This is a genomic window from Nocardioides sp. Soil796 (assembly GCF_001429525.1).
GTDB lineage: Bacteria > Actinomycetota > Actinomycetes > Propionibacteriales > Nocardioidaceae > Nocardioides.
Genome location: NZ_LMSQ01000017.1, coordinates 86323 through 101420, shown reverse-complemented (window position 1 = coordinate 101420; position 15098 = coordinate 86323). Strand labels below are relative to the sequence as shown.

The following is a 15098-nucleotide window of genomic DNA, read 5'->3' as shown; positions in this document are numbered from 1 at the left end:
AGTTCGCGAACTCACGACAGGTCGCCGCGAACTGGCGACGGGTCGACACGAACTGGCGACGGGTCAGCGGTGGTGGCCGTGCGCCTTGCCGTGGTGGCCGTGCGCCTTGCCGTGGTGGCCGTGCGCCTTCGAGTGGCTGTGCGCCTTGCCGTGGTGGCTGTGCGCCTTCGAGTGACCCCGTGCCTTGCCGTGACCGTGACCGTCGAGCTTGAAGTGACCGCGGGCCCTGAAGTCGCCGCGGACCTTCAGGTTGTCGACACGCAGGTTCAGGCTCTTGTGGTTCGCCTTGCCGTGCGCCTTGCCGTGCTTCGAGTGGTCCAGGACGGAGGCGTGCGGCCCGGCCGGCCGGCGTACGGTCACCCGCGGCTGGGCGCGATGCACATTCGTGCTGCGGGCCTTGTGGTGCGAGGTGGCCTTGCGCGGAAGGTACGCCGCACGGGCGCGCGGCTTGGCCTTCGTCCTGGTCGTCGGCGAAGTCGTGGCCTGCTCCGGCCCGGAACTGCTCGACGTGGGCCCGGCGGTCTCGCTCGGCCCGGTCAGTGCGACGAGGACGCTCGGAGACGTGGTCCGTCGTGCGTCACCGCCGAACAGGTCGGCTCCCGTGTTGATCGCGGACGCGGCGAACCGCGGCAGCCCGGGGGCGTTGATCGCATCCGACTTCACGGTGAAACCCATGAAGACAGCACAGATCACCGCAATCACCACGAAGGCGAACAGCGGCTTCTTGTGTTCGGAGCTCATGCACGTCCCTGACTCGACCGGACCAGACGCGTCAATCTTCCCTGAACAGGTCGAGATTCACCGCATCAGAAGCGGGAAATGACCCGAACGGACTATGCGCACCCACCCGTGTCGGCCCCCCGGGCCGCACGCGGTGATCAGGCCCGGCGAGGGGTCAGGCCGACTTCTTCTTCTTCGGCTCGGCCTCGCGCGGGATCAGGGTCGGGTTCACGTTGTCCTCGACGACTTCACCGGTCACCACGACCTTGGCGATGTCGCCTCGGGACGGGACGTCGTACATGACGTGGAGCAGGACTTCCTCGATGATCGCGCGCAGGCCGCGGGCACCGGTGCCGCGCTCCATCGCCCGGTCGGCGATCGCGGCGATGGCCTCGTCGGTGAACTCGAGCTCGACGCCGTCGATGGCGAAGAGGCGCTGGTACTGCTTGACCAGAGCGTTCTTCGGCACGGTGAGGATCTCGACGAGCGCCTCACGGTCGAGCTTGGTGACGCTGGTGATCAGCGGGAGGCGGCCGATGAACTCGGGGATCAGCCCGAACTTGGTGAGGTCTTCGGGGCGCACCTGGGACATGAGGTCCTCGGCGTCGCGTTCGGCCTGGCCGCGGACGTCGGCGGTGAAGCCGAGCGTCTTCTTGCCGACCCGCTGCTCGACGATGTGCTCGAGGCCGGCGAAGGCACCTCCGACGATGAACAGGATGTTGGTGGTGTCGATCTGGATGAACTCCTGGTGCGGGTGCTTGCGCCCGCCCTGGGGCGGCACCGACGCCGAGGTGCCCTCGAGGATCTTCAGGAGGGCCTGCTGCACGCCCTCGCCGGAGACGTCGCGCGTGATCGAGGGGTTCTCCGACTTGCGGGCCACCTTGTCGATCTCGTCGATGTAGATGATGCCGGTCTCGGCCTTCTTGACGTCGTAGTCGGCGGCCTGGATCAACTTGAGCAGGATGTTCTCGACGTCCTCACCGACGTAGCCGGCCTCGGTCAGGGCCGTGGCGTCGGCGATCGCGAAGGGCACGTTGAGCATGCGCGCGAGGGTCTGGGCCAGGTAGGTCTTGCCGCACCCGGTGGGGCCCATGACGAGGATGTTGGACTTCGCCACCTCGACGGCCTCGTCCTTGGCGTGCTTGCCGGCCGTGTCGAGCGACGCACCGGCCTGCACCCGCTTGTAGTGGTTGTAGACCGCCACGGCGAGGGACTTCTTCGCGTGCTCCTGGCCGATCACGTAGGAGTTGAGGAACTCGAAGATCTCCTTCGGCTTCGGCAGCTCCTCGAGACCCACCTCGGAGCGCTCGCTGAGCTCCTCCTCGATGATCTCGTTGCAGAGGTCGATGCACTCGTCACAGATGTAGACACCCGGTCCGGCGATCAACTTCTTGACCTGCTTCTGGCTCTTTCCGCAGAAAGAGCATTTCAACAGGTCGCCTCCGTCACCAATGCGTGCCACGGGCGGTCATCCTTCCTCTGCCTGATCAACTTCTCGACGGTACCCCGTGCCCGGCCGCTTGCGCTGCCGGACACGAGGTCCGATCGGGTCATGCGAGCGCGGGGAGCGCCTTGCGGGATTCGAGGATCGCGTCGACCAGGCCGTATTCCACGGCCGCGTCGGCGGTGAGGATCTTGTCGCGCTCGATGTCGCGGCTGACCTCCTCGACCGGCTTGCCGGTGTGGTCGGCGATCATCTTCTCGAGCAGCTCACGCATGCGGATGATCTCGTTGGCCTGGATCTCCAGGTCGGAGATCTGGCCGCCCTGACCCTCGGTGTAGGGCTGGTGGATCAGGATGCGGCTGTTGGGCAGCGCCAGGCGCTTGCCGGGCGCACCCGCGGCGAGGAGTACGGCGGCAGCCGAGGCAGCCTGCCCCAGGCACACGGTCTGCACCTCGGGCTTGATGAACCGCATCGTGTCGTAGATCGCGGTCAGCGCGGTGAAGGAGCCACCGGGGCTGTTGATGTAGATGGAGATGTCGCGATCGGGGTCCATCGACTCGAGGCAGAGCAGCTGCGCCATCACCGCGTTGGCGATGTCGTCGCTGATCGGCGTGCCGAGGAAGATGATGCGGTCCTCGAAGAGCTTGCCGTAGGGGTCGATGCGCCGGAACCCGTAGGAGGTGCGCTCTTCCCACTGGGGGATGTAGTAGTTCATGGGGTCAGGCCTTTCCGTGGGCCGGGCGGCCTTCGTCTGCGGTCTCGCGGGCGTTGGTGATCACCTTGTCGATGAGGCCGTACTCGAGGGCCTCGCCGGGGGTGAACCAACGGTCACGGTCGGAGTCGCGCTCGATCTCTTCGATGGTGCGGCCGGTGTGGTGGGCGATCAGCTCACCGAGCTGCTTCTTGAGCAGCAGGCTCTGCTGGGCCTGGATCTTGATGTCGGAGGCCGAACCACCGATGCCGCCCGACGGCTGGTGCATCATGATGCGCGCGTGGGGCAACGCGTAGCGCTTGCCCTGGGTGCCGGCGCAGAGCAGGAACTGGCCCATCGAGGCGGCCAGGCCCATGCCGACCGTGGCGACGTCGTTGGGGATGTAGTTCATCGTGTCGTAGATCGCCATGCCGGCGTCGACGGACCCGCCCGGACTGTTGATGTGCAAGAAGATGTCGGCCTCAGGGTCCTCGGCCGAGAGGAGCAGGAGCTGGGCGCAGATCGCGTTGGCGTTCTGGTCGCGCACCTCGGAACCGAGGAACACGATGCGCTCGCGGAGCAACCGCTGGTAGATGTGGTCGTCAAGCCCGTAGGACGCGCCGCCGCCGTTGGCTTCGACAGAGCGTCGGGGCTCATTCATGTGGCTCTGATTCTGGTTCACGAGAGCGACATTAGCCGCCCGGACCGACACATCCACGCGTCGGACACCCCTGTTCGCCCACAGCAGATTCGACAGGCGGGGCCATCCCGGAGCGAACCCGGGATTCCCGGGTCGCGGCCGGGCAGGGTTCCGGCTAACATCCTGACCACGGTCATGAGTGCCAGCACCAAGCCCCGGCTTGCTGGCCGCCAACCCTCCTCCGCGGTGGGGTGGCCCGGGTGACGACCTGGCCCGTTGCGCGGTGCAACGGGCAAGCGCGGATCTCGACGCTTCGGGGTCCCGGAAACCCGGAGGTCACCCATGTCCCTGCTCGCCACTCTCCCTGCCGTCGTCGGTGCCGATCTCACGGTGCCCGTCGGCGACGGCGTGCTGCCGTACGCCAACCTCGACTACGCCGCCTCGGCGCCCTGCCTGGCCGCTGTGCAGGAGGCGGTCACCCGGGCCCTGCCGACGTACAGCAGCGTGCACCGGGGTGCGGGCTACGCCTCGCAGGTCACGACCCGCGCCTACGAGGAGGCACGCGGGACCGTGCGGGAGTTCCTCGGCGGGCCGCAGGCCGTGGTGTTCGTGCGCAACACCACCGACGCCTTCAACCTGCTGGCCCGGGCCGTGCCCAATGGCACCGGCGTGGTGGTCTTCGACTCCGAGCACCACGCCACGCAGCTGCCTTGGCGCCACGCCGTACGCCTCACTCCCCCGGCCACCCCGGCCGCGGCCGTCGCCGCCGCACGCGAGGCGCTGGAGGCCTGTCCGGTCGGGCCGCGACTCCTCGTGGTCACCGCCGCCTCGAACGTCACCGGCGAGCTGTGGCCGGTGCGGGAGCTCGCCGACCTGGCCCACGCGTGCGGCGCGCGGATCGCGGTCGACGCGGCGCAGTACGTCGCGCATCGACCGCTCGACGCCACGGGCCTGGACTACGTGGCCTTCTCGGGTCACAAGCTCTATGCACCCTTCGGGACGGGCGTGCTGGCTGGCCGGGCGGACTGGCTGCGCGCCGCGGCGCCGTACCTCCGCGGCGGTGGGGCGACCCGCAGCGTGGCCCTTGACGGGCGCGTCGAGTGGACTGCGGACGCCGAGCAGCGACACGAGGCCGGCACCCCCAACGTGCTCGGCGCGGTCGCCCTCGCCGCTGCCTGCCGCGAGCTCTCCGCCGACTGGGACGCCGTCGTGGCGGCCGAGACGCGCCTCCTCGAACGGCTGCGTTCGGGCTTGGCGCAGGTGCCCGGCCTGCGCGAGCTCAGCCTGTGGGGACCCGACCACCCACGGCTCGGCATCCTGGCCTTCACCGTCGAGGGCCACTCAGCCCGCGACGTCGCACAGCATCTCGCGGACAGGCACGGCATAGGCGTGCGCGACGGCAAGTTCTGCGCCCACCCGTTGCTGGCCCACCTGCTCGGCGGGTCCGGCGGCTGCGACGAGGACGGTACGGCGGTGCGCGCCAGCCTCGGCCTCGGCACGGTGGACGAGCACGTGGACCGCCTCGTCGCCGGGCTGCGCGAGCTGGTGGGGTGACCGGCTCGAAACGGTGCGGAGCTCAGCGCTCGACGGCGGCCTTCAACCGGTCGAGGGTGCGGGCCATGCCGGCCTCGAGCTCGTCGGCGTGGTCCTCCTTGCCACCGAGGGCCAGGGTGGCGAACACCCTGCCCAGAAGGGTCAGCTGCCGTGGCACGGGCCGACGGTGCACGACACGGGTGCCGCTTCCCGACTCCTCCAGCTCGTAGATCCAGCGGGCGCCGCTGGACGTGGTGTCCCAGCTGAGGCGGCGGACCGGCTCGACCTCGGCGACCACGTTGCGCGTCGGCCACACGACGAGCTTGCGCCGGTTCACGCCGAGGTACCACTGCCCGACGCGCAGGCCGCCCCTCTTCAGCGGCAGCATGCGCACGGTCTCGGGACTCAGCTCGGGCATCCGGGAGAGGTCCGAGAGCACCGCCCAGACCTGCTGGGGCGTCGCCTCGATCGTGGTCTCGGCGCGCAGCTCTCGCTCGGCGGTCATCGCAGCCAGCTCCTCATCGCGTCGTGGACGTCGGGGTGGTTGAGCAACCCGAAGTGGTCGGATCGTGGCACGTGCAGCACGTCGGCGTCCGGGAAGAGGTCGGGGTGCCTGCGGGAGCGGCCGTGCGCGGACGGCACCCGCACCAGCAGGTCACCGACCAGGTGCCCGACGGGGTGCCGGGCCGACCCGGTGAGCGTCGCCGCGACGAGGCGGTAGTGCACCCCGGGCAGCGGCGGTACGTCGTGGCCGAGTCCGTCGACCAGGTCCTCGATGCCGACCGAGCGGTGGTCGAGGATGCGCCCGAACGCCGAGGTCTCCGGCAGGTGGGCCAGCAGCCGGCTGCCGTGGCCGACGGCGATCGCGAGCGGTGCTCCGGCGTGGGGGCTGCCCAGGGTGATCACGTCGCTGATCAGGCCCGTCCACGGCCGGTCGTCGTCGATCGCGACGGCGCAGGCGGCGCGCGCCACGAGCCCGCCCATCGAGTGGCCGACGAGGGCGATCTGCGAGACCTCGACGGGCCACCCCGTGGTGAGGTCGCGCAGCAGGGCGGCCACCTCGATGCCGTTCTCGCGGATCGGACGGCCGGTGTTGAGCCGCACCATGACCACGCTCCAGCCGAGGCCGGCCAGGGTCTCGGCGTACGTGCTGCCGACGGTGTCGCGGTGGAGGTCCCAGAAGGACTCGTTCTCGGACAGCCCGTGGAGGAGCACGGCGACCCGGCCGGTCGCAGCCGGGAAGGCCTCGGCGAGGGCGTCGGGCGTAACCGGCACGTCGCGGCCGTCGCGTCGTACGGCGGTGGTGATCGAGAGGCGCGACCCCTCGTCAGCGAAGCGGTCGCCGATCAGCCCGTTGAGCGCGGCCCGGACGAACCTGCCGCGCGGCGAGTCGTCGAGGCGTGGGCCGACGCCTTGGCTGCCGGCGGCCTTCAGGGCGACGGTCCCGGCGGAGAGTGCGACGCCGATCGAGGTGTAGACGGTCGACGAGATGCCGTCGTGCACGAGTCGGACGCCGCGGGCCTTGCCGCCCGTGGCACGGTCGAGCACGCCGTACACCCGTCCGGCCCAGGCCCGGTGGGTGTCACGGACGGTGCGCAGCACGATCTCGTCGCCGTACGCCGGCAACAGGCCGAGCACGTCGACGACTCCGGGACCGGACGCGTCGCGCATGGTGCACCTCCAAGAACATTGAGTGCACACATGTTCACTCAATTGTCGGGGTCAGCGCAACCCGTTGAGGGTCAGGTCACCCCGAACGGCCGCGCGAACTGCCCCCGATCGAGGCTCAGGCCAGCCAGGCGAGCATGGCCTGGTGCACGTCGGGATGGTTGACCAGCCCGATCTCGTGCGTCGGCACGTGGTGCAGCGTTGCGCTCGGGAAGAGCGAGCGGGCCTTGCGGGGACGCATCGGCAACCGGTGCCGCCACCACAGCACGTCGCCGAGCAGCCCGCCGAGGCGGCTCTGCTGCAGGCGGGTGTGCGGCGTGATCAGGGCGTAGCGCGCATGCGGCAGGGGCTGTGCCGACACGTCCACCACGTCATCGGTGACGATGCCGGCCAGCTCCTCGTCGACCCGACGGGACAGCGGGACCATGGTGCGCCCTGCCGGCACGGCGAGGTGCGGCGTGCCGAGGAGCACCACGTCGGAGACCAGCTCGTGCCATGCGTCGGGCGTCTGGTGGCGCAGTGCGCAGGCCGCGCGCAGCACCAGTCCCCCGCGACCGTGCCCGACCAGCGCGATCCGGCGTACCGGCACCGGCCAGCCGTCGACCAGGGCCTGGAGCGTGGTCGCGATCTCGACGGCCGTGCCCTCGCCCGGGGACACCCGCACGTTCACGGGCGTCCAGTCGAGCAGCGCGGCAAGGCGGCTGGCGTAGGTGCCACCCACCTGGTCGAGGTGCCGCAGCCAGGCCGATTCGTCCTCGTCGGTGTCGGGCACCAGCACCACGATGCGGTCGGTGGCGTGCGGGAAGGCCGACTCGAGGGCGGCGGGCTCGGCGGCCACATCGGCGCCGGCAGCGCGCAGCGCGACCGGCGCCAGGTCGGGGTCGGGCCGGGTGCGGACCAGCGGCGCGGCCAGTGCCAACGGCGAGCTCCGCAGGCCCAGGCGCCACAGGAGGCGCCACGGCGCGGTGACGACCGACGAAGTGCTCACCGGGACAGTGTCCGGGGTGCCGGTGGCCGGGACAACCATCCACGCCGTGATGAGACGCGCGATCCGCCCACCCGAGGGCTACCCCTCGTCCTCGACGTGTTCATGTGAACAGGCAGTTCGCGTGTCGGGGTGAGACGGTGACCGCGCACCGTGCCCCTCGCCGGTCGAACTGCCTGCACAAGTGAACTCCAGCGCTGGCCGGACAATGCGCAACGCGCCCCGGTCAGCACAGCTGCTGTCCGGGACGCGTCGTCGACGGTGTTGCCCAAGCGGCTGCCCGGGCGGTTGCTCAGGCCTCTTCGGTGGTCTCCGCGTCGGCGTCCGCTGCGTCCGCGGACGCCTCTTCGGACGTCTCGGGCTCGCCGATGGTGCCGTCGGGGCGGAGGTTCTTCAGCTCGACCACGTTGCCGGAGGCGTCCTTGACGACCGCCGACTCGACGATCGTGGCCAGCGCCTTGCCGCGCAGGATCTCCTGGACGAGGTCCGGGATGTGGTTGTGCTCGAACATGTGGTTCGCGAACTCCTGCGGGTCCTGGCCGGACTGCTGCGCGCGACGGATCAGGTGCTCGGAGAGCTCCTGCTGGTCGACACCGAGCTCCTCCTTCTTCGCCACCTCGTCGAGGATGAACTGCGCGGTCACCGCGTCGCGGACCCGGCGGTCGAGGTCGGCCTCGAACTCCTCGACGGTCTGCTTCTCGTCCTCGAGGTACTTCTCCATCGTCAGGCCTGCGTAGACCAGCTGCTGCTCGACGTTCTGGCGACGGGCGTTGAGCTCCTCGGTGACCAGGGTCTCGGGAAGCGGGATCGAGACCTGCTCGAGCAGCTTCTCCAGGACGGCGTCACGGGCCTCGGCGGCCTGCTCGAGGCGCTTGCCGCGGGTCAGGCGCTCACGCACGTCGGCGTTGAACTCGTCGACGGTGTCGAACTCGGAGGCCAGCTGGGCGAACTCGTCGTCGACCTCGGGCAGCTCCTGCTCCTGCACCTGGCCGACCGTCACCTCGACCTCGACGGGCTCGCCGACCAGGTCGCCACCGACCAGCTCGGAGCTGAAGTTCTTCGTCTCGCCGGCGGCCATGCCGACCAGCGCCTCGTCGAGTCCGTCGAGCATGCCGCCGCGACCGACCTGGTAGGACATGCCGGCGACCTCGGCGCCCTCGAGCACCTCGCCGTCCTTGGTGGCCTTGAGGTCGAGGGTCACGAAGTCGCCGTCGGCGGCCACGCGCTCGACGGTCTTCAGGGTGCCGAAGCGCTCACGAAGGGCCTGCACCTGCTCCTCGACGTCGGCGTCGCTCACGGCGACGTCCTCGACCTGGGCCTCGACGCCGTCGTAGGCCGGCACCTCGATTTCGGGCTTGACGTCGACCTCGGCGGTGAACTCGAGGGTCTCGTTGTCCTCGAGCTTGGTCACCTCGATCTCGGGCTGGGCCAGCGGCTCGAGGTTGTTCTCCTGGAGGGCCTCGATGTACTTCTTGGGAAGCATCTCGTTGATCGCCTCGTCGAGGACGGCGCCACGGCCGACCTGACGGTCGATGACCGCTGCCGGGACCTTGCCACGGCGGAAGCCGGGGACGTTGATCTGCTGGGCGATCTTCTTGTACGCCGCGTCGAGGCTCGGCTTGAGCTCCTCGAAGGGCACCTCGACGGTCAGCTTGGCCCGGGTCGGGCTCAAGGTCTCGACGGCGCTCTTCACAGGTTTCTCCTCATGGGTCAGGGAATGGTGCGGGTGCAGGGGATGTGCTGTCGGGGCGACAGGACTCGAACCTGCGATCTCCTGCTCCCAAAGCAGGCGCGCTAGCCACTACGCTACGCCCCGCCAAGTAGCCGTCAGAGCGAGCCTGAGCGGCACTTGGAGCGGATGACGGGAATCGAACCCGCGTAATCAGTTTGGAAGACTGAGGCTCTACCATTGAGCTACATCCGCGCGCACATTTGTGCGGTGTCATGGTGCCACATGCGCGGGGGTCGCTCCCAATCAGGTTCACCCGGCTGCGGGCAGCCGAGCAGTCAGCGGCGGTGCAGCAACAGGAGCGCCCGGTCGTCGTTGCGCGAGCCGAGCGCGTCGATCAGTCTCCGTGCGGCGTTGTCGAACCCGCTGCGCAGCAACCGCTCGCCCTGTCCCTGGAGCTTGTCGATGCCGAGGCTGATGTCACGGGTCGGCGTCTCGACCAGACCGTCGGTGTAGAGCAGCACGGCGTCACCCGAGCGCATCCGGCCCCGCACCACCGTGAACTCGGCGTCGTCCATGAGTCCGAGGATCGGGCCCTCCGACTCGTGCACGATCCACTTGCCCGACCCGGCCAGCAGCTGGATCGCGGGTGGGTGCCCCGCCGTACGCACGGCGAAGTCACCGGTGTCGAGGTCGATGGTGAGGTGTACGGCGGTCGCGAAGCCCTCGTCCCAGTTCTGCCGCATCAGGTAGTCGTTGGCGGCCGGCAGGAACTCCTCCGCGGTGAGCGCCACCAGCAGCCCGCCGAACGCCCCCGAGAGCAGCAGGGCACGGGTGCCGGCGTCCTCGCCCTTGCCCGACACGTCGACCACCACGAAGTCGAGGCGGCTGTCGTTGCCCTTGCGTGAGGCGACCACGAAGTCGCCGGCGAACGGCGTACCGCCGGCCGAGCGCAGCGCCGACTCGGCGTACCAGTTGGCCGGGAGGTCGGGCAGCGTGCCCTGGCTGAGGATGCGGTCGCGCAGGTCGACCAGCATCGACTCCCCCTGCATTCCGGCGACGCCGAGGCGCGAGCGCCGGAACGACGAGAGGAGCGTGATGAAGCCCAGCAGGAACAGCACCACCACCCCGATCACCAGTCGAGGTGTGAGCGGCGACTGCTTGGTGACCGCGAACGCCAGCACGGCAAGCACGAAGACCAGGAACCACGGCAGGTCTCGCGGGCTCAGGAACAACCCGCCCAGGAACATCGGCAGCACGACGAGGGTGAGCGGCCAGACGCCAGGCGCGACCGCGAAGAGGGCGGCGCACACCGCGGTGAGGACGATCAGTGACATCAGGGTGAGGTTGTCGGTGGCGACCATCCTGCGCCGCCACGTGGTCCACCGTCGCCTCGCTCGCCTGCTCAGGGGTTGACCGGACCGGGCCACGTCAACCCCTCTCTGGAGACGAACACCGGAAATTCCAGCCCTTACCCTAGGCCAGCGCGCGAGCGGAAGCGCGGCTGACAGCGTGGACACCAGAACGAGTTTCGGCCGACCAGCGGCTCCGTCCTGATCGCCGCACCACACACGTGGCATGCGCGACCAGTACGACGGTAGACGTAGACCTCGCCTCCGTGGTCGTCTTTCCGCGGATCTCTTCCCATCGCCTCGGGGGTGTGCTCCGGGCGCACCGTGTCGATCCGGCCAACCCGGACGCCGTACGACATCAGCTCGACGAGGTCGTCCCAGATCGCCTGGAACTGGCTGCGCCGCAGGCTCCGGCCCGGCCGCAGCGGGTGCATCCGGTGCCGGAAGAGCACCTCGGCGCGGTAGACGTTGCCGACGCCCGCGATCACTGCCTGGTCCATCAGCAGGTCGCCGATCGGGCGGTGGCTGGCCGAGATGCGGCGCCAGGCCCGCTCGGGGTCGGCGTCGGCGCGGAGCGGGTCCGGTCCGAGCCTGGCCAGGATCGCGTCGCGTCCCGCCACTCCGGTCAGGTCGCACTGGGTGGCGCCACGGAGGTCGGCGTACGCCGGCCGCTCGCCGCCGGCGAACAGGCGGAGCCGCACCTGGCCCTGCGGGTGCGGGATCTCCTCGACCCCGGCCGCGACGTCGAACTTGCCGATCAGGCCGAGGTGGACGTGGACGAACCGCTCCCCCTCGAACTCCACGAAGAGGTGCTTGCCGGCAGAGTCGGCACCGACCAGCAGGCTGCCGTCGACGACGGCCGCGTCGGCGGCCGAACGGCCGGTGGGACTCTGCACACGCACGGTTCGGCCGGCGAACGCGTCACCGAGCTCGTTCGCCAGACGGCGGAGGGTGTGTCCCTCAGGCATCCGCGGGCCCGCGCAGGGCGGACTCCGGCAGGGGCGGCAGCTCGCCGTCGATCTCGTACGTCGACAGCTGGCCGATGCGACGCACGTGGCGCTCCTCGTCGGTGAACGGCGTGGCCAGGAAGACCTCGACGAACCGGGTCATCTCCTCGACGGTGTGCATGCGACCGCCCACCGAGATGACGTTGGCGTCGTTGTGCTCGCGGGCCAGCACGGCGGTCTCCTCGGACCACACGAGGGCCGAGCGGACACCCTTGACCTTGTTGGCCGCGATCTGCTCGCCGTTGCCCGAGCCGCCGATCACCACACCGAGGCTGTCCTGGCCCTCGGCACGCTCGGCGGCGACACCCTCGGCCGCCCGCAGGCAGAAGACCGGGTAGTCGTCGAGGGCGTCGTAGACGAACGGGCCGTGGTCGACGACCTCGTGGCCGGCCTCGACGAGCCAGTTGAGCAGGTGGTCCTTGAGTTCCAGTCCGGCATGGTCGGATCCGAGGTGAACGCGCATGCGGCGGATTCTGTCAGACGAGCATTCGCAGGAATCCGGCGACCTGACGGGTCAACGGCTCGGCCGCGTCGAACGCGTCGGGGTGGCGCCAGAAGCCGTGTACCATGCCCAGCTGCCGGCTCGCCACGACCTGGACGCCGGACTCGGCGAGCAGGTGCGCCAGGTGCTCGCCCTCGTCGCGCAGCGGGTCGTGCTCGGCCGTGACGACGAGCGTCGGCGGCAGGGTGTCGAGGTTCTTCGCCAGCAACGGCGCAAAGTCGGGGTCGGTGTGGTCGGCGGGCGTGGCGGCGTACTGCTCCCAGTACCACTGCGCCTCGGCCCGGTCGAAGCCCTCGGCCGCGGTCTCGTAGGACTCGAAGCCGCCGGTCGGGTCGAGGAACGGGTAGATCAGCGCCACGCCCGCGAAGCGTCCCGGGTGGCGCAGCGCGGCGACCAGCGCGAGGTTCGCCCCCGCACTGTCACCGTGCACGAAGACGGGGATCCTGTCCCGCCGTTGCGCGTCGTCGTACGTCAACCAGCTCTGGCCGGCCAGCGGGAAGTTCTCTTCCAGCCAGGCGAGCACCGTGTCGACGTCGTCGGGCGCTGCGGGGAACCGGTGCTCGGGTGGCCGGCGGTAGTCGACGCTGAGCACTGCGAGGCCACTGCGGTTCGCCAGCCGACGGCAGGCGGCGTCGTGGACGTCGACGTCGTTGAAGACGAAGCCGCCGCCGTGCAGGTGCACGACGAGCCCGGCCGTCGACGAGGCCGGTCGGTAGAACCGGCACGGCACTCCCCCGGCGTCGACGTCACGCACCTCCGCCACGTCCTCGCGGGGTTGACGGGCCGCGACCGCGCGCGCCTCGGCACGCGCGGCCGCGATGTCGTACGACGGATCATTGACCGGCTGTACGCCGGCCTGGGCTTCGACGGCGCGCCGCGCCTGGGGATAGAGCACGCCCGGATCGTAGCCAGCCCGACAGCAGGATCAGTGGGTCAGCGGGCCAGCAACGCGTCGAGGCCCACGGCCACGGCGGCAGCGACGCGGAAGTCGACGCGCTGGTCGTGCACCGTGACGGTGTACTTGTCGCGCAGCGATCCCTTGCGCTCACTGGAGAACAGCTGGGCGCCGTTGGGGTCGGTGAAGTCGAAGTGGAACCGCAGGAACGGGATGTCGCTGAACCGGCGGAGCACGGCCACCAGGCCGCTGCGCTCCTGGCCGGTGCCGGCGAACCCGGGCCCCTCGATGTGGAAGGTCGAGCGGAACAGGCTGGCCTTGAAGTCCTTGCGGAAGAAGCCGATCGGCTGCCCCTGCTCGTCGGTCACGTCGTAACCGGCGTTGAGGTCGATCTTCTTGCGGGCCTTGAAGCCGAAGACCGGGCGGGTCTTGGCGGCGTCGCTGAAGAAGGTCACCTGCTCCTTGAAGGCCATCCGCTTCTGCTCGGCGAGGGCGAGAAGCTGTCCTTCGGTTCCGTCGGGGTTGGCGGCGATGATCTCGTAGCGGTTCACCATCATGGTGATCTTCTGCTTGACGAAGAACTGGGGGACGTACATCTCGGCTGTCATGGTCTGGACCTTAACCAGCCGGACAGCACCACAAACCCGGACCCACACCGAACTCACAGGTTCTTCTGAAGAGATCTTGGGTTTTGCGCGGTGAACTCTTCCCATGGCCCCCTCAACCTTCCCGCCGCAACAGCCCACGTCACCTCTCCCGCCGCAGCAGCCCGCACCGACCGCGGGCGCCGGCAAGTCGCGTCGACGTTGGCGACCGGTGGCGGCTGGGCTCGCCGTGGGAGCCACGCTCTCCGCGGCCGTGGCAGTCCCCCTGACCTGGCAGCTGGTGGACGCCTCGAACGACGGCGCCCGCATGGGCGCGAGCGCAGCGCCGGCGAGCGGCACCGACCTGCCGGGCACCGGCGACTCCGACATCTCCGGTGGCGGATCGACCACACTGCCGTACGGCGACCAGGGCCAGGTGCAACCCCAGGACATCGGCCGGTCGACAGCCGAGGCGGCCACCGACGAGCAGTCGAAGGGCGTGCTGCTGATCGAGAGCACCCTGACCGACGGGTCGGGTGCCGGCACGGGGATGGTGATCGACTCGGACGGTGTGGCCCTGACGAACTACCACGTCGTCGACGGCGCCACCGACCTCAAGGCGACCGTCGCGGCCACCGGTGAGACCTACCCGGTGACGGTGATCGGGCACGACGAGTCGGCCGACGTGGCGCTGATCCGGCTCGAGGGCGCCAGCGGTCTCGACACGGTCGCCACCGATGACGACGACGTGGCGACCAGTGACGCCGTGACCGCGGTCGGCAACGCGCAGGGCCAGGGTTACCTGACCGCCCTGGGCGGCACGGTCACCGCGACCGGGCAGCAGATCACCGCCGGCGGCACCGGGTCCTCCGAGCAGCTCACCGGCCTCGTCGAGACCGACGCCCCCGTGGTCGGCGGCTACAGCGGCGGCCCGATGTACGACGCCGAGGGCGAGGTCGTGGGGATCACCACGGCGGCGGCCTCCAACGGCACCCGCAGCTATGCGATCCCGATCGACACCGCCCTGGCGGTGGCCCAGAAGATCGAGAGCGGCGACGAGTCCGGGACCGTGCAGATCGGCCCGAACGCGTTCCTCGGCATCTCGATCGCCGCCACCACCGGAGCTGCGAACGGCGGCACGGGCAGCGGCGCGACAGTCGCGGGCGTCGAGGACGACGGCCCCGCCGCGGGAGCCGGGATCGTCGCAGGAGACACCATCACCGCGGTCGGCGACGCCACGGTCGGCTCGGCCGAAGACCTGCTGGCCGCGGTCGCCGACCACGAGCCCGGCGACAGCGTGCAGATCGCCTGGACCGACGCCTCCGGCGCCACCCACCAGCAGACGGTCACCCTCGCGGAGAGCCCGCTCGCCTGAGCCTGACCCGGGCCACGCCCTGCGGGCCCTAAC

General features: G+C 70.1%; 15 protein-coding genes, 2 tRNA genes and 1 riboswitch. Of the genes, 2 read left to right on the top strand and 15 right to left on the bottom strand.

What is annotated here, in order from left to right:
• Positions 1 to 63: 63 nt before the first annotated feature.
• The 4 genes from ASH02_RS07495 to ASH02_RS07480 form a co-directional block, all read right to left on the bottom strand.
• The gene (locus ASH02_RS07495; protein ID WP_056675815.1) at positions 64 to 741 is read right to left on the bottom strand and encodes a hypothetical protein; all 678 of its coding nucleotides are present in this window, start codon (positions 739 to 741) and stop codon (positions 64 to 66) included.
• 154 nt (positions 742 to 895) lie between these two features.
• A complete protein-coding gene (gene clpX, locus ASH02_RS07490; RefSeq protein WP_056675811.1) occupies positions 896 to 2182 on the bottom strand; it encodes an ATP-dependent Clp protease ATP-binding subunit ClpX in 1287 nt (428 codons plus the stop codon).
• Between the two features lie 88 nt (positions 2183 to 2270).
• On the bottom strand, positions 2271 to 2879 hold the full coding sequence (locus tag ASH02_RS07485) for an ATP-dependent Clp protease proteolytic subunit (protein WP_056675808.1): 609 nt from the start codon (positions 2877 to 2879) through the stop codon (positions 2271 to 2273).
• Positions 2880 to 2883: 4 nt separating this feature from the next.
• Positions 2884 to 3516, bottom strand: a complete 633-nt coding sequence (locus ASH02_RS07480; protein ID WP_056675805.1) for an ATP-dependent Clp protease proteolytic subunit — start codon at positions 3514 to 3516, stop codon at positions 2884 to 2886.
• A gap of 170 nt (positions 3517 to 3686) precedes the next feature.
• Positions 3687 to 3800: riboswitch (SAM riboswitch) on the top strand.
• A 37-nt stretch (positions 3801 to 3837) separates the two neighbouring features.
• On the opposite strand from ASH02_RS07480, the gene ASH02_RS07475 reads away from it, so the two are divergent.
• Positions 3838 to 5049: an aminotransferase class V-fold PLP-dependent enzyme gene (locus tag ASH02_RS07475; RefSeq protein ID WP_057294520.1), complete on the top strand. Its 1212-nt coding sequence runs from the start codon at positions 3838 to 3840 to the stop codon at positions 5047 to 5049.
• A gap of 22 nt (positions 5050 to 5071) precedes the next feature.
• Here ASH02_RS07475 and ASH02_RS07470 read toward each other — a convergent pair whose 3' ends face one another.
• From ASH02_RS07470 to ASH02_RS07420, 11 genes are all read right to left on the bottom strand, one after another.
• Positions 5072 to 5533, bottom strand: a complete 462-nt coding sequence (locus ASH02_RS07470; protein WP_056675798.1) for an SRPBCC family protein — start codon at positions 5531 to 5533, stop codon at positions 5072 to 5074.
• On the bottom strand, positions 5530 to 6699 hold the full coding sequence (locus ASH02_RS07465; RefSeq protein WP_056675793.1) for a lipase family alpha/beta hydrolase: 1170 nt from the start codon (positions 6697 to 6699) through the stop codon (positions 5530 to 5532). Before ASH02_RS07465 ends, ASH02_RS07470 begins: the two co-directional genes overlap by 4 nt.
• 115 nt (positions 6700 to 6814) lie before the next feature.
• The gene (locus ASH02_RS07460; protein WP_056675790.1) at positions 6815 to 7684 is read right to left on the bottom strand and encodes an esterase/lipase family protein; all 870 of its coding nucleotides are present in this window, start codon (positions 7682 to 7684) and stop codon (positions 6815 to 6817) included.
• Between the two features lie 289 nt (positions 7685 to 7973).
• Positions 7974 to 9374, bottom strand: coding sequence for a trigger factor (gene tig / locus ASH02_RS07455; RefSeq protein WP_056675786.1), 1401 nt, complete (start codon positions 9372 to 9374; stop codon positions 7974 to 7976).
• A 50-nt stretch (positions 9375 to 9424) separates the two neighbouring features.
• Positions 9425 to 9497, bottom strand: a tRNA-Pro gene (locus tag ASH02_RS07450).
• A 34-nt stretch (positions 9498 to 9531) separates the two neighbouring features.
• Positions 9532 to 9605 (bottom strand) — tRNA-Gly (locus ASH02_RS07445).
• An 83-nt stretch (positions 9606 to 9688) separates the two neighbouring features.
• The gene (locus ASH02_RS07440; RefSeq protein ID WP_056675783.1) at positions 9689 to 10714 is read right to left on the bottom strand and encodes a PP2C family protein-serine/threonine phosphatase; all 1026 of its coding nucleotides are present in this window, start codon (positions 10712 to 10714) and stop codon (positions 9689 to 9691) included.
• A gap of 107 nt (positions 10715 to 10821) precedes the next feature.
• On the bottom strand, positions 10822 to 11670 hold the full coding sequence (locus ASH02_RS07435; protein WP_056675780.1) for an Fpg/Nei family DNA glycosylase: 849 nt from the start codon (positions 11668 to 11670) through the stop codon (positions 10822 to 10824).
• Positions 11663 to 12172: a ribose-5-phosphate isomerase gene (locus ASH02_RS07430; protein WP_056675778.1), complete on the bottom strand. Its 510-nt coding sequence runs from the start codon at positions 12170 to 12172 to the stop codon at positions 11663 to 11665. The genes ASH02_RS07435 and ASH02_RS07430 overlap by 8 nt, the downstream gene beginning before the upstream one ends.
• A gap of 13 nt (positions 12173 to 12185) precedes the next feature.
• The gene (locus ASH02_RS07425) at positions 12186 to 13106 is read right to left on the bottom strand and encodes an alpha/beta hydrolase (protein WP_056675775.1); all 921 of its coding nucleotides are present in this window, start codon (positions 13104 to 13106) and stop codon (positions 12186 to 12188) included.
• A gap of 38 nt (positions 13107 to 13144) precedes the next feature.
• A complete protein-coding gene (locus ASH02_RS07420; protein WP_056675772.1) occupies positions 13145 to 13714 on the bottom strand; it encodes a hypothetical protein in 570 nt (189 codons plus the stop codon).
• 103 nt (positions 13715 to 13817) lie between these two features.
• On the opposite strand from ASH02_RS07420, the gene ASH02_RS07415 reads away from it, so the two are divergent.
• Positions 13818 to 15065 carry a S1C family serine protease gene (locus ASH02_RS07415; protein WP_082563478.1) on the top strand — a complete coding sequence of 416 codons (1248 nt, stop codon included), beginning with the start codon at positions 13818 to 13820 and terminating at the stop codon, positions 15063 to 15065.
• Positions 15066 to 15098: the final 33 nt, after the last annotated feature.